This window comes from Staphylococcus sp. OJ82, from assembly GCF_000294465.1.
GTDB lineage: Bacteria > Bacillota > Bacilli > Staphylococcales > Staphylococcaceae > Staphylococcus > Staphylococcus equorum.
In genome coordinates, this window is sequence record NZ_ALPU01000010.1 from 353,045 (window position 1) to 374,071 (window position 21,027).

The window sequence follows — 21,027 nt, forward strand, 5'->3', positions numbered from 1 at the left end:
CTATATAATACGCTTAAATAAGCGTTCTAATTCATAATTTGAAAAATTAATGATTATCGGTCTGCCATGTGGACATGTAAACGGATCTTCTGTTTCTCTCAATTGATTTACTAAATCTGCCATTTCATTATTTTTTAAATAGTGATTTGCTTTAATTGATTTCTTACAACTCATCATAATAGCAGCTTCTTCACGTATTTTTTTAACATTCACTTTTTTATGCTCTAAGACATACTCAATCATATCTTTAATAATTTCTTCCGCTTCAGCAGCAGGAAACCACACTGGATAACTATCAACAATATAATCATTACCACCAAACGGTTCTAAATGCACGCCTACTTTATCTAATTCTTCTACGTGCTGATTGATAATCATCAACTCGTCTTTTGAGAAGTGAAAAGTTAAAGGAATTAATAAATTTTGTATTTCATTAGAGACATCGCCTATTTTTTCTCTAAAATATTCGTATTTAATTCGTTCCTGTGCAGCATGTTGATCAATCATAAACATACCGTTCTCATTTTGCGCAATAATATATGTGCCATGCACTTGACCTACGACTTCCATATAAGGTATACGCTGTGAAGGATTGCTACTGATACTTCCTTTAATATCTGATGCTTCTGCTACATCTTCAGAAGGTGCTAATGTATCAGTAATATCTTGTTCTTCCATATCATTCAACACATCTCTTTGCGTCTTAGCATAATCATAATTCGATTCTTGCACTGAATAGGAATCGTCTGGAGTGGTATTCGGACTTGAGAGTGTATTATCTAAGGATTGATTAGATTGTTTTGTTTCATTGGGCTGATTATCATCAAGGTCAAAATTCAAATTCGTTGAATGTGTAGCATCTCTTTGCTGTTTGCGTTTCTCAAAATCAATTTTCTGTTGTTCAAATTTATCCAGCACTTTATTTTTCTGCGTCAATTTATTCATATCATTTTGTGGTATTAAAATACGATCTTTAAAAGCTTCTCGTATTTTTTCTACGATCAGTTCAAACAACTGATCTTCTTTAGATAAACGTACCTCTAATTTAGTTGGATGCACATTGACGTCGACCAGTATCGGATCCATTTCAATATTAATATAACAAATTGGAAATCTGCCAACCATTAACAGTGTATGATAGCCTTCTAAAATTGCTTTGTTTATTAAAAAGTTTTTGATATATCTACCATTAATGAAAATAGATATATAATGTTTATTACTTCGGGAATGTTCTGGTTTAGCAACATAGCCTTCTAAGCGATAGTCGCTTGTTTCACCCGTAATGTGTACTAAATCTTTAGCCACTTTCATCCCATATATTTCTGCCATAACTTCATTTGTACGTCCTGAACCATTTGTTTTTAGAATCGTTCTACCATCCGAAATAAGTGAAATACGGATATCTGGATGACTCATCGCCATACGATTTACGATATCTGTAATTTTACCTAATTCAGTATATAAACTTTTAATATATTTTAAGCGCGCTGGTGTATTATAAAATAACGATTCAACTAATATATCAGTACCTTGTTTCGCTTTTGCAGGTTTTTGATTAAGAATTTCACCATTTTCCACATAAATCTCTTGGCCTTCTTGATTATCTGTACATGTTTTCAGTGTCACTTTGGACACAGAAGAGATACTTGCTAACGCTTCTCCACGGAATCCAAGTGTGCGAATATGAAACAAGTCATCGTCTGCATCTAGTTTACTTGTTGCATGTCGATGAAAGACGAGACCTAAATCTTCTATATGAATACCCGTACCATTGTCAACGACACGAATAGATGCTACGCCAGATTGTTCAACTTCGATATTGATTTCAGTCGCTTGGGCGTCAATGGCATTTTCTAATAACTCTTTGACTACTGAACCTGGACGTTCAACAACTTCCCCAGCAGCAATCTTATTCGCTAATGATGTTTGCAACTCTTTAATCTTACCCATTTGACTTCACCTCTATTTCAATTGTTTTTGTAATTCACTTAATTTAATTAATGCTTCTATCGGTGTCATATTAGATAAATTCAACGTCTTAATTTCATTTTCTATTTCAGATTGCTCGACCGGCGCATCAAATAGTTCAAATGCTGTTTGTTCAAATTGATTTTTTTTATCATCCTGTTTTGCATATTCCGATTGCTCAGGATATGTTGCAACTGGTTCTACTACATTTGAGTATTGTGCATCTTGAATACTTGAGTCTACTTCAAGTTTGTTAACTACGACTTGGTTTTCTTGTTTGTCAGTCTGTTCAAACGCATCTAATATGACTTGCGCACGTGAAATTACTTCGTCAGGTAGATGTGCTAATTTAGCTACTTGAATACCATAACTATCATCTACTGCACCATCTTTAACCTTATGCAAGAAGATAAGTTCACCTTTGTATTCGTTTGCTGCTACATGCACATTTTTCAAACAAGATAAAGACTGATCTAAAGTTGTTAACTCATGATAATGGGTAGAAAATAGTGTCTTAGCATGAGACGTATTCGCAACGTATTCTATCATTGATTGTGCAAGTGCTAATCCATCGTAGGTCGAAGTACCTCTCCCAATTTCATCAAAAATAATCAAACTATTTTCTGTCGCATGTGCGAGTGCTTTTTGCGCTTCTAACATTTCAACCATAAATGTACTTTTACCTGATACAAGATCATCTGCGGCGCCTATTCTTGTAAATATCTGGTCAAAGACTGGGAGCGTTGCCGATTCACAAGGGACGTATGCTCCCATTTGAGCCATGATACTAATTATGGCTACTTGGCGCATATATGTGGATTTACCAGACATATTAGGCCCAGTTATTAAATAGACAAATGTATCTTGATCTAATTCACAATCATTTGGCACATAATCATTATGGTCCATCACGCGTTCGACAACCGGATGACGCGAATTGGTTAATTGTAGTGTTTTGTCTTCGCTAAAAGTTGGACGTGCATAGTTATATTTTTGTGCAATTTCTGCAAAACTTTGTAAACAATCAAGTTCTGATATAACTTTTGCTTGTTTTTGTAAACGTTCTGTATAGGTTTTAATTTTTTCTCTTAGTTGAACAAACAATTGATATTCTAATTCGATTGCTTTATCTTCAGCACCAAGAATAATGTCTTCTTTTTCTTTCAATTCATCTGTGATAAAACGTTCTGCATTAGATAATGTTTGCTTACGATGATATCCAAATGCTGTTGGGTCGAAACCTTGTAAGTTCGCTCTAGTAATTTCAATAAAGTAACCAAACACTTTATTAAAACTAATCTTTAACGATTTAATGCCAGTACGTTGGCGTTCTTTTGCCTGTAATTCAGCTAGCCATGACTTTCCATTTTTAGATGCCTCTAAATACTCGTCTAACTCACTATTAAAACCAGTTTTAAAAAGGCCACCTTCTTTTACAGAGATTGGTGGTTCTTCTTTTAAACTTTCTTCTAGTAAGCCAAGTAATTCTTCTAAAGGCTCTAGCGCTTTAAATTGTGCAGTCATCTGTTCATCAAAATCATTAAGTAGATTTTTAATATTTGGGATTTCTGAAATAGAATGTTTCAACTGAATTAAATCACGTGCATTGACGTTACCATAACTTACACGGCCTACTAAGCGTTCAATATCATAAACTTGATTCAAATGATTTCTTAATGTATCTCTTTCGATGAAATGATTAAGAAACTGTTCTACTGTATCTAAACGAGATTCTATATGTGCTTTATGGATAAGTGGTCTATCAATCCACTGTTTTAATCGTCTGGCACCCATTGGCGTCTTAGTCTCATCCATTAACCAGAGCAATGTTCCTTTTTTAGTTTTTAAACGAATGCTTTCTGTTAATTCTAAATTTCGTTTAGCGTAAAAATCCATTTTCATAAAGTCTACCGCTTCATATTTAACAACTGCTTCAATATGGGATAAATCTCTTTTCTGTGTGTGATATATATAATCTAACAACAATTGTGTCGCATTAAACAAGTTGTGTTCTTTCATAGTATTTACATTATATTGTGCATCTGAAATTTCCGATAATACCGTTATCGTTTCAGTTGTTAAACTGATTTGTCGTTTTAAATCATCACCAATATTCTCGTTTACGACGATTTCATTAGGATTAATAGTTGTAATTTCATTCATTAGCGTCGCTTCATCTTCGAAATGTGTAACTTTCAACTCTCCAGTTGAAACATCACAATAACTTAATGCATAAGCGGCACTATCTTTCACAAAACTCAATATATAGTTGTTTTGTTTTTCATCAACGCCACCTTTATCCATTACCGTTCCAGGAGTAACAATTCTAACAACTTCACGACGAACCATACCTTTAGTCTGTCTTGGATCTTCCATTTGTTCACATATAGCTACTTTATATCCATTGCTAATCAATGTTTCAATATAGCCATCTGCTGCATGATAAGGTACACCACACATCGGTATTGGGTTCGTTTTTTTTGCATCCCTTTTCGTCAAAGTGATTTCTAATACTCTTGACGCCTCTTTCGCATCATCAAAAAACATTTCATAAAAATCGCCCAATCTAAAAAATAATAGACAATCTTGATATTGTGATTTTATTTTTAAATACTGTTGCATCATAGGAGTTTGGTTAGTCATTTTGATATTTCACAATCCTTCTATTAGTTTCTTACTTTTAAATTATCAATTTGGATTATACTTAATTTTGAATATGTAAGTTGCATTATATCAATGTTTTTACATTTATCTATTTAGTAAAAATTAGCATTTATGTTATCGCTATCCATTTAATTTTCTTTAACTTAATTAGTTAATTTAACTCTTAAATTTTAACATAACTTTAGATATTACGCCTATTTATTCAATCATAGCTTTAAAGCTTAATTATTATCAAACGCTTTTATAAGCGTTTTTAGAAAAAACTTAATTTTAAGTATTCAAACTATATTGATGCGTATATGTTATATGTATATTGTCTATGCAAATGTAATGATAAAGCCACACGAACAAAACCCCTCACTACTGGCACAGTGAGGGGTTTTGTATTTATACTACAAATCCTAATAATCATATTGCAACATCGTATAGTATAAAAATACTAAATAAATTAAATTGCGCTGCATTTTATAACAATCAATTTACATATAATTATTTATGCTTTAATTCTTCATTTGCGGCATTGATAAAGTCATGTACTGTCGCTATATCCATATCGAGCATTATAAGTGAACGTAATGGTAAATTTTCAAAAAGTGGCGCAAGTTCTGGATCTTCTGTCACCTTACCTATGAGTTCATCTAATTGATATTGTTTCAGTGATTGTTTGATTTCATTTTTTTTTAACACTAATTCATATACATAAGTATCTTCATGAATCCAATACGATTTTGTTTGATTAGTTATATCTAAAGTAATTGATTGCTCTAATCTGATATCTTCAATTGAAGAACCTACATATACTACGTACTCTCCATCATCTATTTGCCACTGTCTTGTATTATTATTAAACCAGCGCAAAGCTTTATAAGGTATATCAAATGTAATTATTTTTGCTTCGTTTGCATCTAAAGCAATACGTTCAAAATCTCTAAGTTCTTTGAGTGGCATATCTATATCACTTGCACGATTTCCAATATAAACTTGTATAACTTCTTCCCCAAATATTTTCCCAGTATTTTTGATATCCAGATTAATTTTCAAGCTCTTTTCTTGAGGAGCAATTTTGATATTAGAATACTCAAAGGTTGTATAACTTAAACCATGGCCAAATGGAAATTGCGTTTTGATATGTTTTGTATCGTAATATCTATAACCTACATATATGCCTTCTCTGTAATCTTCTTCTGCTTTACTTTGATTAAATATTAAATACGAGGGAACGTCTTCAAGTCGTTTTGGAACAGTTTCTGTTAATTTACCTGCTGGATTTTGTTTACCAGTTAAGACATCTTTGATTGCTTCTCCTACTGCTTCACCTGATAAATAGGTTTCTACAATAGATTTCACTTTATGTGCCCAAGGCATAAGTACTGTCCCACCATTTTGTAAAACAACAGTTACATTTTGATTCTCTCTCGTTACTGCATCTAATAATGTTAATTGATTGTCTGGTAATGCTAAAGCATTTTTATCGAATCCTTCAGTTTCATAACTTTCAGGATAGCCTAAAAATAATATTACTTGGTCGTTTTGTTGCGCTACTTTTACTGCTTCTTGTTGAAGCTTTTGATTTACTTCATGATTACTAATGTAATAACCCTGAGCATATTCAACTTGATGTTTATTAAAAGCTTCCAACGGTGTTACAATGTTATATGGATTAACTTTAGAAGAACCGCCACCTTGAATTCTTGGTTTAGCTGCAAGTTCACCAATCAAGCCTAAAGATGATGAATTTATTGGTAGGTTATTGTTTTCATTTTTTAATAAAATAATACTTTTACTTGCTAGTACTCTTGAGAAATCATGGTAACTCGCTTTGTCATAAGACTGCGCTTCATCTTTGATTTGATGTTGTTTAATTAACGTTAAAACACGATCCACTGAGATATCTAGTATATGCTCGTCCAATTCGCCATTTTTTACAGCATTTGTTACTTCAGTCAATGTGCTTTGTCCCTTACCAGGCATTTCTAAATTCAGCCCTGCTTTTAATGAATTGGAACGATGTTTCACCGCCGACCAGTCAGAGACAACGACACCTTGATATCCCCATTCATTTCTCAGCACATCTGTAAGTAGCCATTTATTCTCAGAAACGGGAACATGGTTAATAGCATTATAAGAACTCATAATCGTAGCTGGTTGAGCATATTTTACAACTGTTTCAAATGCACTAAGATAAATTTCTCTCAGTGTTCGTTCATCTATATTAGAAGAATTGGTAAATCGTTGATTCTCTCTATTATTAGCGGCAAAGTGTTTTACACTTGACCCAATACCCTGAGACTGTAAACCATTAATATAAGCTGTTGCAAGCTTACCAGCTACTAAAGGATCTTCAGACATGTATTCAAAATTCCTACCAGCCAAAGGGTTTCTTTTAATATTTATACCAGGACCTAACAACACATTAACTTTTTCACTTTTTGCGATTTGTCCTAAATATTCACCATATTGACGTAGCAAATTTTTATCAAATGAACTAGCAATTAGTGCTAAACTTGGAAAACTAATAGTTTTTATGCTTTGATTTAAGCCTAAAGCATCAGCTCCCTCTTCTTGCTTTCTTACCCCAGAAGGACCATCAGTTAGTAGTAGTGCATTTAATCCTTTATCTTCTAGGTCATGCGTATACCAAAATGCATGACCAGTTACAATTTTAATTTTTTCTACTAACGATAAATTTTTAATTATTTCATTGTTTTTCATAAGACATTTCTCCCTTAAAATAAGTATTACGAAATTTGCGTCGCTCCAAATAAATTGTTTACTTGTCAAAATTTTCTTGTTTAGTTTGTCACAAAATGAATTGTTTCTTCAAGTGCATCATCAGCTTCAGGTGAATATCCAAGATTATTTATGAATGCGTGATAAGCATTTTCATATAATAGGCATGATACTTTATGCCCAGATTTTTCTAATAACTCAGCGTATTCTATACCATCACTTTTTAGCCCATCATTTTCAGCTACCATAATTAAAGTATTAGGCATTTCAGGTGGTATATTTGCTCTTAATGGTGATACATAAGGTAAGTGTTTGTCCTTTTTGTTCTTTAAATATAAACGTTGACATACGAAAATTAGTTTTTTCATGCCTTGAAAAGCTGCACCTTGTTGTTTATAGCTGGGTTTGTCTAAAGAAACTAAATCTGTCAAAGGATAATATAAAATTTGGTTTTGGATTTTAATCTGTTCTTTTGCTAATTTTAATATTAATGCCGCTGCTAAATTACCGCCTGCACTATCCCCCGCTATGCTAATTTGAGTTGTATCAATATCAAAATCACTCGCGTATTTCAATAAATAGTTTAAGCCCTTATAGCAATCGTTTAACCCTTCTGGATATTTAGCTTCAGGTGATAAAGTATAATCTACACTCGCAATAACGTAACCTGTTCTATCAGCAAGTGCTCTCATGAAATTATCATTTACATAGGAAGAACCACCAATAAATGCACCACCATGAATAAAATAAAGTAGCGGTTTCTTGCCATCCGCGTTGCTATCATTTCGATATATATTTAATGAAATTAAATTTTTCCAACCGTAAATTTTATACGTTTCTTTATAAATTGGTTGACTGTAATTTAATAGTTTTTGATCTTGATTTTCCATAGCTTTTCTAAAAGTTTTAAGATTGAATCTAATCAAATATTCTAATACAGGCCCAGGAAGTTTAGTTAATAACTTCATACTATTTATAGCATTTTCTTTTTTATCTTCACTTAATTTTTTTCTTACTATATCCACAGTAGCGTCACTCCTTTTATTTACAAACAGCGTAATAAATAAATCTTTTCTTATATCTCTTATTCTATTCTTTTCCCAAAAGATTTAATTGCACTTTTTCCATAAAAATAGTATATTTTCTATCAATAAGGGAGGAAGCTTTATGAAATATGAAAAAAAAGATGAACTTGATTATATTTGTAAAATGATACAAGAAAATACTGGTATGAATATTTCAATAAGCAAGGCAAATATCACTATTAAAGAATTTAAGTTTGTAAATCGGGAAAACCCTTTTCTTCCCACAGATGGACTTTATCAAGAACTATTTACTGAAAATGAATCTATTTTTGAAATACCCTTCATCAAATCACTTAATGATATAGAATGTTTTTTATGTTTACGAACAACATACTTTGACTTAACTATAGGGCCTTGTGTGTTAGAAGAAGTGACTAACAGTCTTTTTTATGATTATATAAAGCGTTATAAAGTGACACTTTATTTAAAAAAGAATTTAAGAATTTATTTTAACTCCATCCCTATCTATAAAAAAAATGACCTCATTAATATGGGGCAACTGGTTTATTTTCTGTTATTTAACAAACAACTATCTCCATTAGCTATTAAAGAACAATCACTTAATACGTTAATCTTAGAAAATGATATTGATTTCGAGCTTTCAATTAAACGTCTTAATGAACAATTACATCATGATATTTTATTAGAAAATAAATTTAATGAATATATAAAACAAGGAAATATTGATATTATAAAAAATATTTTTAAAAATACAATTGATTTAGAAAAAGTTGGGGTAGTTATGCCTGATAATCTTACTCGTAATGATAAAAATTTAGCTATTTCTGCAGTAGCCATAGCGAGTAGATCAGCAATCGAAGGTGGATTACACTATGAAGTAGCTTACTCAATGAGTGATATACTCATCCAAAAGATAGAGGTAGAAAAGGAAATTGACTTATTAAAATCAGTAGAATATATTTATAGAATTTGCTAATCAAGTAAAAAAATTAAACAGTGATAAATATTCACAGCCCATTAATTTAGTGCAACAATATATTTATAACCATTTATATCAACTTTTAACTTTAGATATATTAGCAAAGCATGTAAATTTAAGTTCAAAATATTTATCTCATTTATTCAAGAAAGAAGTTGGTATTACGATAAGTGCCTATATTACAGAGAAAAAACTAGAAGAAGCTAAATTATGGCTAGATAACTCAAGTTTATCCATTTCTGAAATAGCTCATCAGCTCAGCTTTTCAGATCAAAGCTACTTTATTAAAGTTTTTAAACGTTCTATTGGACTAACTCCAAAACAATACCGCTTAAAAAATTATAAAACATAAAATACCTTTAATGTTATCAAGATTGTAAAAGTAAAGTAGTCATAAGTCTTTATTCATAAAAACGAGACCAAGTCTCTATAAGTAATCAAGAATATTAGCATGTCATAACTTGTTTCGTTATCCATCCAAAAACTTCATGATTAATTATTTGAGTCTTAATCTCGTATCGTAAATCTTATATAGCTTATAAGAAGCGTTTTAATATACCTTTTCTTTTCAATATCATTAATAATATATAACTGATGATAGCACCAATAATGCTTGAAACGATAAATGCTAACATTAGCGGTTTAATAGCAAAGTTAGAAAAGCCAAGTATCCAGGCTAATGGAATACAAACTATACTACCAATAATACCTGTCCCTATCACTTCCCCTACCGCAGCCATAAAGATATGCTTACGGTAATGGTAAAAACCACTTGCGAGTAGTACACCTACCATACTTCCAGGAAAGGCGAAGAAGCTACCAGTACCAAAAATCATACGTAATACAGAAGAAATAAATGCTTGAGCTAGTCCAAACCAAGGGCCAACAAACACGGCACATAGTACATTAATTAAATGTTGAATAGGTGCTGCTTTAATCGGGCCTAACGGAATGACAATAATACTACTCAACACGACATTGATAGCGATGAATATTGCGGTTAATGTTAACCTTTTCGTCTTAATTGACTTCATTCGGTTCATTCCTTTCCTGAAAGTACATTACTTGCTAGTCCTCATTTTGCTCATGTTGATTCAAACGATCAGACATTGTACTTATCATCATTTGTAATAAATCGTTAGCTTCAGTTTGCGATTCTCTGAATTCTTCCACTATAGGTAGCACATTAATATCTTGTTCAATACCTTGTATTTTACCTTCAGATTGTTTTAAAGCTTCTGTTTTGCCGTAATTTTGTAAATTTACGGATTGCTTTTGTGTTTTTTTTAAATCTTTCATGCGTTGTTCAATATTTTTATTGTAATGAATTTGTTGTTCAACAGTGTGATAATCTTTAACTGTATCCAATGATTTGATTCGTTCACTAATGCGATTTGCTTCAGCTAATATGTCATCTTTTTCATACATTATTGAGTCACCACTGCTTTTTCACTCGCACGTAAAAATGTACCGTTTAATGAAAATTGCTTCGCTTCGTCAACTTGTACATCAACAATTCTGCCTATCATTTCTTTAGGCGCTTTGAAGTTAACAAGTTTATTTTTAGAAGTATAACCCGCTAACACAGCATTATCCTTCTTACTGGCACCTTCACACAATACTTGGATTACTTTGCCTTCATATTGCTTCATAGCTTGTTCTGAATAATAAGCCACTTTTTTATTTAATTGTTGTAATCTATCTTTCTTCACTTCTAAAGGCACATTATCTTTCATCTTCGCTGCTGGTGTACCATCTCTTTGTGAATAAATATAAGTATATGCATGTTCAAATTCAACTTCGTCATACAATGTTAAAGTTTCTTCAAATTGTGCTTCAGTTTCATTTGGATAACCTACAATAATATCTGTAGTCAATGCCACGTTAGGTATCTTCGTTTTAATTCTATTTACTAAATCTAAATAGCTTTCACGTGTATATTTACGCCCCATAATTTTTAATACTGCGTTGTTACCTGATTGAACTGGTAAATGTACGTGCGGTACAATATTGCCCCCGTTTGCAATAACTTCAATCATACGATCCGTAAAGTCCCAAGGATGACTTGTAGTAAATCTCACTCTTGGTATATCAATTTGTGTAATATCTTCTAATAAATCACCCAAACCATATTCTAAGCCCTCTATATCTTTACCATAAGCATTAACGTTTTGACCCAGCAACGTAATTTCTTGATAACCTTGGCGTGCTAAATCTCTCACTTCAGCAATGATATCTTCTGGACGTCTACTACGCTCTTTACCTCTTGTAAAAGGCACAATACAATATGTACAGAATTTATCACAGCCATACATAATATTTACCCAAGCTTTAATATTACCTTTTCTTACTTTAGGAAGGTTTTCAATAACGTCTCCTTCTTTTGACCATACTTCTACTACCATCGCTTTAGATAAATAAGCTTCTTCTAAAATTTCTGGTAAACGATGAATATTATGTGTTCCGAAAATAATATCAACGTTCTGGTATGATTTAAGAATTTTGTTAACAACTGATTCTTCTTGTGACATACAACCACATACACCGATAACTGTTTCTGGCTTTTCTCGTTTTAAGTGTTTTAAATTACCAATTTCACTAAACACTTTACTCTCTGCATTTTCACGTATTGCACATGTGTTAATTAAAATCACATCAGCATGATTAATATCTTCTGTAGCAGTATAACCTAAAGCGCCTAAAATACCAGCCATGACTTCTGTATCATGCGCGTTCATTTGACAACCATATGTTTTAATTAAGAAGGTCTTCCCTTGACCCATATTGCGGAATTTTTCATCTATGTGGAAATCACGGTTATAGTTCACTTCTTCTTTACCACGTTTACGTGCTTCCTTTAAACTTGGTGGTTGATAGACATGCTCAAAATACTTGCTATAATCTTTAGTCTTCTTATCTCGTTCGGCTAAAATATCTATAGAAGTACTTTTTCTTTGCTCTTCATTCACTCTACAAAATCCTTTCTATATCATATAAACTATGAACACATGTTTTAAAATATGTTTTATTTTTTGGTATTTCAACCTAGTCGTTCAAAGTTCTATAACTTTATCCATAATCATTACTTCATTATATTAAATTTAGCCCCAAAGTGCAAAAGTCTTTCCCAATAAGCAAAAACGATTCAACATCTTGATATGTTGAATCGCTTTTCTTTATTCTATATTTTTTAAATTTCGTCATATTTTCCAGTAAGTGTCTCGATTGTAATACCTTCAGGAACATGATAAAACTTAACCTGACTAATCGTACTCGGTATCTCCAATTCGACCATACGCTCATTTAACTTTTGAATCAAGATCAAACATTCATTCATCTCACCTTGTACTGTCGTTTCTAGTGGTCCAACTCTATAAGCCAAACCAGAATCATCAATTATTTTTATTGCTTCATCAACATAAGGTATAACATCTTCACCATTAGCAGTTTTCGGAATAATTTGGACACTCATTAACGTATCATGCATATCACTTCAGCCCCTTATATGTTTTATTTATCTTTTAGTTTATCAAATAAGATGTTCAAGGCATAGATATAAAGCGTTAATCATTTATCTCATAAGATATATTTTAAAAATCTTCATTGATTTGTGTCATCATTATCATTTTAGCAACCATACCGCCATTGGCCGCTGCATCTATAATTTGGCCAGCGAAATTATCTTTCGTTTCTCCTGCAATATAAAAATGCTTAATTGAAGTTTCACCAAATGCATTGACTTCAAATTTTTCATTTTCATCACGCTCTAAACTCAAATTTTTCAAGAAATCAAAATGAGTATCCCATTGCATTTGGCTAAATCCACCTTCAACTTCAACTTTTTCATCATTTGCTAATGTAATATGAGTCAATTGACCATTTTCACCATTTAAATCAGCAATGAAATCGGTATATATATCAATGTTTTTAGCTTTAAGCCATGCTTTATCTTCGGTTGTAACACTTTCACCATTTGTAAAAACGATAAGATCTTTTGAAAAGTTACTTAATAATTTAACCATATGTGCCATCATCTCAACTGTATAAATGATAGCCAATTTACGGTGACGCATTTCATAGCCATCACACCATGGACAATAAAATATTGATTGTCCATAAAATTCATTGAAACTAGGTATATCTGGTCCTCGTTCTCTTAAACCTGTTGCGAGTAACACTTGTCTTGCTGTAAATGATTGTCCTGGGGTAAAAACTTCAAATCCGTCATCGTTTTGCTTAATATCTAAAACACGTTCTGCTAAAAATGATACATCTTTGTATTTAGCAATATCTTGTTTTGCTTTTTGTTTGAATTCAGTTGGTGAAATACCATCTTGCGTTAAATAACCATGTGATTCTGATGTCACTCGATTTCGTGGTTTATCCTCATCAATAACCAATGTATGCATCATGCCTCTTCCAAAATTCAATGCTGCGCTTAAACCAGCAGGACCGCCACCAATAACTATGATTTCATAATCCATTTACTCCACTCCTTTACATCTTTTAAAGACTCTTAATATCTATAATTGATTGAATAATATAAGGACTTAGTATTAAGCTAAGTCCTTTAATTTTTTTTGTTCTAAATTATTTATTAAACTACGTTCCGCTTCATCCATGATTTGTTTAATAGAACAACCTTCACCATGGTTAAAACTATCTTCTAGTAAGCTTTGTTTGCCATCAATAGTTACAATAATTTCATATATTGAAACCTCTTGCCATCCATTTTTTAATTGATAGCCACCTTTAGCACCACTATTTGCTGAAATTATCCCAGCTTTTACAAGTCGTGTTAAAATTTTAGATAAATAAGTAGTAGAAACTTTCAATGCAGCTGCTAAGTCTTGTACAGGTATTTTTTTTGAATCACCGTTACTTTTTATCATAAATAATAAAGCGTGTAATGCATAATCTGTTGCCTTAGAACATTTCATTTGTTTATCAACTTCCTATTATCGATATCATATATCTATAATATCTCATTATGTTTTGTTTTGCAAATATTAATTATAATGTTGGTCAGAATGACATCATAAATGGTTAATTGGGCTCATGTTGATAATGGTTTACAGCGTCAATAATTGCTTGCGTAAAATTAGTCATTAATGGAGACCAATTATCTCGATTTTCCCTATCATAAAGATTATATCTTTTGTTAATAAAGAAATTTTTTCTTAGACGCGCAGTTAATTCTAGCTGAACGCCAGCTTTGTGTTGACAACAATTAACAAAATTATCATCGTGAAGTCCAGAAATATGAGTTGGCGCATCTTTAACGATGATATTAATTTCAGATAAATATTGTTTAATATAATTTATCAGTGCTTGATCTCTTCCACCAATATATACTTCTGGTTTATCACCCATACAACCGTGAACAGAAATCGCATGTCTATTGTCATTGATCATTTGTAAAAGTTTGGGCTCATCGAAATGTCTTGATGTCACATGTAGTTCGTGATTTTTATTGTGGCGTACCCCTTTAAAAGTATAAAAATCATAGTTACCGCGTTCGCTTATAGATTGAGCAAGTTCAGTTGTTCCACGTTCAATCGCCCCACCATGGACTGCCGTAATAATCATTGGCTGAGCTGTTTGCCGCGTATGAATTTCCCAATCTTCTCCTTCACTTGTATGTAACATAAGTTCAGTCATTGAATTAAATTGGTCTATCATCGTATTCCCTCCAAAGTATAAAGCCCTATTTAGTTTCTATAATACTATAAATCAGAATATGTTATTCCTTCATTTACTAAAAAAGCTGATACTATACGGTGTTGAATGTGTCTCAATCCATCTCCGTATGTAATCAGCTTATATGCTATCATTTAATTATTTTTACTATATTAGTATTATCTATACTTTCAATTTAAACAAATTGTTTTGTTAATTCATTGAATTGCGTTTCATCAATATGAATATCTCTTTCAGCTAATGGCGTATCTTCCATTTCTTCAATTTGAGATTCATATGAAGGTGTTTCAGTATCTTGATAAACAATGCCTTTAATTAGCGAATCATACTCTAAAACTTTTTGTGTTGCTTTACTTTTATCTGTAACATCAAAACCTTCTATATCATCAATGCTTGTAAGGTTTTCTTTAAACCAATCATAAGTATTCACTTTATTATATGTGACACATGGTGAAAAGACGTTCACAAATGAAAAACCATCGTGGTTAATAGCATCTTCAAGCATTTTTGTAAGTCCTTTTATATCACTTGAGAAACCTTGTGCTACAAATGTTGCCCCAGAAGATAACGCGAGCTCTAATGGTTTAACATTTTGCTCGATATTTCCTTTTGGTGTTGATTTTGTAACAAAACCTGGCGCTGATGAAGGTGATGTTTGACCTTTAGTCAGTCCATATATTTGGTTATCCATTACAATATATGTCATGTTCATATTCCTACGCAATGCATGAACGGTATGGCCCATACCTATTGCATAACCGTCACCATCTCCTCCGGAAGCAATAACAGTCAAGTCTTTGTTCGCCATTTTCACGCCTTGTGCTAATGGCAATGAACGACCATGTATACCATGTACACCATAAGAATTCACATAGCCAGATAAACGACCTGAACAGCCGATACCAGTAATGATTGCTACTTCTTCAGGTTCCAAACCAATATTGGCTGCTGCTTTTTGAATCGCTGCTTGGACTGAAAAATCTCCACAACCTGGGCACCAATTGGGCTTAACATTATTTCTAAAATCTTTAAACGTTGCCATTTATACCAGCTCCTTTAAATCTTTGGCAATCTCAAGTCCTTTTGTTTCAATTTCATGTGGCAAGAATGGCGTACCATCGTATTTTGTTTGGTTCACTAATTTATCACCTAATGTAACATTCATTTTCAAGATGCTTGCAAGTTGTCCTTGGTAATTGTGTTCTACTACTACAACTTTTGATGCTTTATCAATGGCTTTTTGAAGTGTTTCTTTAGGAAAAGGATGCAATTGTCTAATTTGTAAATGATTTACTTTTAAGCCTTGCGCTTCTAGTCTATCTTTACCTTCTTGAATTGCGCCTTTAGTAGAAATGAAACCTAAATATAAGATGTCTGCTTCATCATGTTGTTCATCTGCCTCTACTGGGTCTTTAATCAGTAAATGCTCAGTTTTACGCATACGTTTATCCATTTGTTGTTGTCTATTATCTGCCGCTTCACTCGTCTTACCTTCTTCGTTATGCTCTACACCTGTTACATGGTGTATACCGCCTTTAACACCTGGAATAGGTCTAGGTGATACGCCACTCTCAGTCAATGCATAACGTTTGAAATACGCTTTGTCATCTTCTTCTCGTTCTATATCAGATTGGATTGTTTCGCCACGGTTAATTTCTATTTTGTTATAATCTAATTTTTCAACAGTTTGTTTGCCTAATGACAATTGTAAATCACTTAAAATAATCACTGGACACTGATACATTTCTGCTAAATTAAATGCTTCAATTGTTAGATAAAATGCATCTGCTGCATCTGTAGGTGCAACTACGATTTTAGGGATATCCCCATGTGTACCGTAAATCATCTGCATTAAATCAGATTGTTCTTGCTTGGTAGGCAATCCTGTAGAAGGCCCGCCACGTTGAGTATTAATCACTACAAATGGTGTTTCTGTCATACCGGATAGACCAATCGCTTCCATCATTAATGAAAGTCCAGGTCCAGCACTAGCTGTAAAAGCACGTACGCCAGCATAATTTGATCCAATAGCCATGTTTGCCGCAGCAATTTCATCTTCAGTTTGTACAACTGTGCCGCCTACTTTTGGTAGATTATCAATCATATACTCCATAATTTCTGAAGCAGGCGTAATAGGATATGCTGCCATAAATCTTGATCCAGCTGATAAAGCGCCTAAGCCGATTGCATCATTACCAATCATATATAGATGTGGTGTTCCATCTGTTTCTTCTAAAACAAAGTCACCTTCAACATCATTAAGTTGCTCCATCATTAAACGATAACCTTCATTTAATGCCTCTATATTCATTTCGACAACTTTCTCGCCTTTTCTAGTAAACATATTAGTAATAAGCGTTTCAAAAGCTGAAATATCTAATTTCATTACTGCACATGTAGCACCAATAGCAACCATATTTTTCATTAAGGCAGTGCCTAATTCTTTTGCTGTTGCCGTAAATGGTAAAACTATGAGTTGCGCACGACAACCTTCAGGTTTTTCTGGTTTTGCCTTGCTGTCTGCAATAATAATACTATCTGTTCTCATTTCATGATGGTTAACTTCTATTGTTTCTTGATCAAAAGCGATTAATATATCTAAATCATCACTTATCGCATGTACAGGTGATGTTGAGACTCTTATTTTATTATTCGTATGTCCGCCCATTATTCTACTTGAAAAATGACGATATCCATATAAATAGTATCCTTTACGGTTCATCGCAGTAGCAAAGATTTCCCCCGTTGATTCAATACCTTCACCTTGCTGGCCGCCAACTTTCCATGATACTTGTGATTTCATACCATCTTGCCTCCTAATGGTTATAATAATTCATAATCAATCATATCAAAATAAACCACCCTATTACTATGTAAAGAGTGGTTTATTTTAAAATTCATACTAACGGACGATAATTAAAATGGATGATCATCGTTGATAAGTACGCGTTCAATATGCGTTGCTTTACCATCTTTATTAATATCTATTATAACACCAGACAAGACACTACGTCCTTCATCCGGCACTACATGTCTTTGTGGTAAGCTAGTAATAAAGCGTGTGATAACTTCTCCTCTATTGATTCCAAGTATACCATCGTAAAATCCAGTCATACCTACATCTGTAATATAACCTGTACCACCTGGCAATATTCTTTCATCAGAAGTTTGAATATGTGTATGTGTACCTACTACAGCACTCACTCTATTATCTAAATACCAACCCATTGCATTTTTTTCAGAAGTTGTTTCCGCATGAAAATCTACAAATATATAATCTGTCTCTTTTTGTGCTTCAGCAATTAATTCATCTGCTTTTTTGAATGGATCATCTATGTCTTGCATAAATGCACGACCTTGTAGGTTGATAATCGCCAATTTAAGATCGTTAATTTGAATAATGCGCATACCTACACCTGGCGCTTCATCTGGAAAATTTGCTGGTCGAACCATACGCTTAGCACTTTCTATAAAATCATAAATTTGACGTTGTCCGTAAGTATGGTTCCCCATAGTCATGAAATCTACGCCTTCTCTTAATAATTCTTTATATATCTTTTCAGTTAATCCTTTACCATGTGCGGCATTTTCCGCATTTACGATTGTAACTGTAGGACGATGCGTTTGTTTAAGCTTAGGCAAGTACGTGTTAATTGCTTCTCTACCTACTTTACCTACGATATCTCCAATAAATAATATTCTCATTTACTTGTTCATCCTCTCTTAATGTTAGTTTAATGTAAATGATTTACATTGAAAAGGCTCTTTAGTAAATATTCCTTTAATTTTTAAGTTTTATATTTTGTAATGGGGGTATAACTCATTATAGTAATTATTTTAATCCACAATATAGGAGTTGGAAGTAATACATGTCAATTAATATCGATCCACAACATTTTGCTGATCTAGTTGTTACAGCAAACCCATCAAAAAGTGAAGATGCAGAAGATATAGCAAAAGATAGTCTAGAGCTATATATCAATGCTTACCGTTTAGCAGAAAGATATGCAAATATCGCTACAAATTGCTATGACACAGCTGAAATTATCAAAGAAGTTAAAGTTGCAGATTTGGAATTAAACAAATAAACATATAAATTGCTTAGTATAATGAAGTTTACTTCAATATATCGATAAAGAGTCTTTTAACTTTATAGTTAAAGGCTCTTTTTTGTTATTTGAGACTTTGAAGTTCTTTTACTATTTAAATAACATCATAAAACAGTAAATGATACGAATCATCAAAAAACTGCCAACAAGTCCTATGACTTTGTTGGCAGTCTCTAGTTAGACATTCAATGACTAACATTTATTTTGCATATTCAATTGCTCTAGTCTCACGAACAACTGTCACTTTTATATGACCAGGATATTGAAGTTCGTCTTCAATTTGGCTTTTTATATCTCTTGCTAAGCGATGTGATTTTAAGTCGTCGATAGTATCTGGTGATACAATAACTCGAATTTCTCTACCTGCTTGAATTGCAAACGCCTTTTCGACACCATCATAATTTTCAGATAGTGTTTCTAATCTTTCCAATCTTCTAATATAATTTTCTAAAGTCTCTTTACGAGCACCTGGTCTCGCAGCTGATAATGCATCTGCTGCTGCTACCAATATAGAAATAATTGAAGTTGGTTCAACATCACCATGGTGGGAATGAATTGCGTTAATTACTGTTTCATTTTCAGCATATTTTTTTGCTAATTCTACACCTATTTCAACATGGCTACCTTCAACTTCATGATCGATTGCTTTACCAACATCATGAAGTAGACCAGCACGTTTAGCTAATGTAACATCTTCACCTAATTCAGCCGCTAACATACCACTTAAGTGTGCAACTTCGATAGAATGTTTCAATACATTTTGTCCATAGCTTGTACGATATTGTAAACGACCTAAGATTTTAACTAAATCTGGATGCATATTATGCACATTTATTTCAAATGTAGCTTGTTCCCCTGCATCTCGAATAATATCGTCTACTTCTTTACGAGCTTTGTCTACCATATCTTCTATTCGTCCAGGATGGATGCGTCCATCTGAAACAAGATTTACTAATGCAGTTCTTGCAATTTCACGTCTGATTGGGTCAAAACCAGAGAGGATAACCGCTTCTGGCGTATCATCTATAATTAAGTCAATACCCGTTAATGTTTCTAATGTACGGATATTTCTTCCTTCTCTACCAATGATTCGACCTTTCATTTCGTCGTTTGGTAAATTAACAACTGATACTGTAGATTCAGAAGTATGTTCTGCTGCTAATCTTTGAACAGTAGTTGCTAACAATTCTTTTGCATTTTTATCGACTGCTTCTTTTGCTTCTTTCTCTTTTTCCTTAACAAGTATTGCAATATCTTGTGACAATTCATCTTCAACTCTTTGAAGTTGCTCTTGTGCTGCTTCTTCTTGAGAGAGACCAGAGATGCGTTCTAATTCTTGTTCATGCTTATTTATTAATGTTTGAACACTACTCTCTTTTGCATCTACTTGTTGTTGTCGTTCTTCAAGTTTAGACTCTTTTTGCTCTAAAATCTCATCTTTTTTTTCTAATAAATCAGATTTTCGCTCTAAGTTTTCTTCTTTTTGCAGAAGTCGAGCTTCTTGCTTTTGAAGATCACCGCGTCTTTCACGCAGTTCGTTTTCACTTTGTTCTTTTAAGATTTGGTTTTCTTCTTTAGCTTCTAGGAGCTTTTCCTTCTTAGTATTCTCTGCTTCTTTATTACCTTGTTCAATAATATCTTCTGCAGTTTGTCTTGCTTGTAATTGCTTTTGATGCAATAGATTACGGGCTACAATGTACCCTACAACAACTCCGAGAATAATACCTAGCAAAATGAGTAGGAGGTCTAATAAACTCACACAAACACCCCCTTTTTATCTAGGATTTTGCTCTGTATATCAATTTCAATATGATTATATCAAGTTATATAA

General features: G+C 32.8%; 18 protein-coding genes. 3 read left to right on the forward strand and 15 right to left on the reverse strand.

Features of this window, described 5'->3' with window-relative positions:
- From mutL to SOJ_RS09200, 4 genes are all read right to left on the reverse strand, one after another.
- The gene (gene mutL, locus SOJ_RS09185) at positions 1–1,950 is read right to left on the reverse strand and encodes a DNA mismatch repair endonuclease MutL (RefSeq protein ID WP_002507809.1); all 1,950 of its coding nucleotides are present in this window, start codon (positions 1,948–1,950) and stop codon (positions 1–3) included.
- A 12-nt stretch (positions 1,951–1,962) separates the two neighbouring features.
- On the reverse strand, positions 1,963–4,611 hold the full coding sequence (gene mutS, locus SOJ_RS09190) for a DNA mismatch repair protein MutS (protein WP_002507810.1): 2,649 nt from the start codon (positions 4,609–4,611) through the stop codon (positions 1,963–1,965).
- A 510-nt stretch (positions 4,612–5,121) separates the two neighbouring features.
- A complete protein-coding gene (locus SOJ_RS09195; RefSeq protein WP_002507811.1) occupies positions 5,122–7,344 on the reverse strand; it encodes a beta-glucosidase in 2,223 nt (740 codons plus the stop codon).
- Positions 7,345–7,424: 80 nt separating this feature from the next.
- Positions 7,425–8,387, reverse strand: coding sequence for an alpha/beta hydrolase (locus tag SOJ_RS09200; RefSeq protein ID WP_002507812.1), 963 nt, complete (start codon positions 8,385–8,387; stop codon positions 7,425–7,427).
- Positions 8,388–8,529: 142 nt separating this feature from the next.
- On the opposite strand from SOJ_RS09200, the gene SOJ_RS09205 reads away from it, so the two are divergent.
- Both SOJ_RS09205 and SOJ_RS09210 read left to right on the forward strand, forming a co-directional pair.
- Positions 8,530–9,384 (forward strand): hypothetical protein, encoded by an 855-nt coding sequence (locus SOJ_RS09205; RefSeq protein WP_002507813.1) that lies wholly within the window; start codon positions 8,530–8,532, stop codon positions 9,382–9,384.
- A 49-nt stretch (positions 9,385–9,433) separates the two neighbouring features.
- Positions 9,434–9,739 carry a helix-turn-helix transcriptional regulator gene (locus SOJ_RS09210; protein WP_002507814.1) on the forward strand — a complete coding sequence of 102 codons (306 nt, stop codon included), beginning with the start codon at positions 9,434–9,436 and terminating at the stop codon, positions 9,737–9,739.
- A 184-nt stretch (positions 9,740–9,923) separates the two neighbouring features.
- On the opposite strand, the gene thiW is transcribed toward SOJ_RS09210, so the two are convergent.
- The 10 genes from thiW to SOJ_RS09260 all read right to left on the reverse strand — a co-directional run bounded on the left by thiW (position 9,924) and on the right by SOJ_RS09260 (position 18,792).
- Positions 9,924–10,421 carry an energy coupling factor transporter S component ThiW gene (gene thiW, locus SOJ_RS09215; protein WP_002507815.1) on the reverse strand — a complete coding sequence of 166 codons (498 nt, stop codon included), beginning with the start codon at positions 10,419–10,421 and terminating at the stop codon, positions 9,924–9,926.
- 34 nt (positions 10,422–10,455) lie between these two features.
- Positions 10,456–10,815, reverse strand: a complete 360-nt coding sequence (locus SOJ_RS09220) for a RicAFT regulatory complex protein RicA family protein (RefSeq protein ID WP_002507816.1) — start codon at positions 10,813–10,815, stop codon at positions 10,456–10,458.
- Positions 10,815–12,356 carry a tRNA (N6-isopentenyl adenosine(37)-C2)-methylthiotransferase MiaB gene (gene miaB, locus SOJ_RS09225; protein ID WP_002507817.1) on the reverse strand — a complete coding sequence of 514 codons (1,542 nt, stop codon included), beginning with the start codon at positions 12,354–12,356 and terminating at the stop codon, positions 10,815–10,817. The genes SOJ_RS09220 and miaB overlap by 1 nt, the downstream gene beginning before the upstream one ends.
- Before the next feature lie 221 nt (positions 12,357–12,577).
- Positions 12,578–12,874 (reverse strand): thiamine-binding protein, encoded by a 297-nt coding sequence (locus SOJ_RS09230; RefSeq protein ID WP_002507818.1) that lies wholly within the window; start codon positions 12,872–12,874, stop codon positions 12,578–12,580.
- 103 nt (positions 12,875–12,977) lie between these two features.
- Complete coding sequence (locus tag SOJ_RS09235) at positions 12,978–13,871, reverse strand: NAD(P)/FAD-dependent oxidoreductase (RefSeq protein WP_002507819.1); 894 nt, start codon at positions 13,869–13,871, stop codon at positions 12,978–12,980.
- A 72-nt stretch (positions 13,872–13,943) separates the two neighbouring features.
- On the reverse strand, positions 13,944–14,327 hold the full coding sequence (locus tag SOJ_RS09240) for an RrF2 family transcriptional regulator (protein ID WP_002507820.1): 384 nt from the start codon (positions 14,325–14,327) through the stop codon (positions 13,944–13,946).
- A 106-nt stretch (positions 14,328–14,433) separates the two neighbouring features.
- Positions 14,434–15,069, reverse strand: a complete 636-nt coding sequence (locus SOJ_RS09245) for a poly-gamma-glutamate hydrolase family protein (protein WP_002507821.1) — start codon at positions 15,067–15,069, stop codon at positions 14,434–14,436.
- A 193-nt stretch (positions 15,070–15,262) separates the two neighbouring features.
- Entirely contained in the window at positions 15,263–16,129 is an 867-nt protein-coding gene (locus tag SOJ_RS09250) for a 2-oxoacid:ferredoxin oxidoreductase subunit beta (RefSeq protein WP_002507822.1), read from the reverse strand.
- Positions 16,130–17,890 (reverse strand): 2-oxoacid:acceptor oxidoreductase subunit alpha, encoded by a 1,761-nt coding sequence (locus SOJ_RS09255; protein WP_002507823.1) that lies wholly within the window; start codon positions 17,888–17,890, stop codon positions 16,130–16,132. It lies immediately after the preceding gene.
- Between the two features lie 113 nt (positions 17,891–18,003).
- Entirely contained in the window at positions 18,004–18,792 is a 789-nt protein-coding gene (locus tag SOJ_RS09260) for a TIGR00282 family metallophosphoesterase (protein WP_002507824.1), read from the reverse strand.
- 164 nt (positions 18,793–18,956) lie between these two features.
- Here SOJ_RS09260 and SOJ_RS09265 point away from each other — a divergent pair, with 164 nt between their 5' ends.
- Complete coding sequence (locus SOJ_RS09265) at positions 18,957–19,175, forward strand: hypothetical protein (protein WP_002507825.1); 219 nt, start codon at positions 18,957–18,959, stop codon at positions 19,173–19,175.
- Between the two features lie 220 nt (positions 19,176–19,395).
- On the opposite strand, the gene rny is transcribed toward SOJ_RS09265, so the two are convergent.
- Complete coding sequence (rny, locus tag SOJ_RS09270) at positions 19,396–20,955, reverse strand: ribonuclease Y (protein WP_002507826.1); 1,560 nt, start codon at positions 20,953–20,955, stop codon at positions 19,396–19,398.
- Between the last annotated feature and the right edge of the window lie 72 nt (positions 20,956–21,027).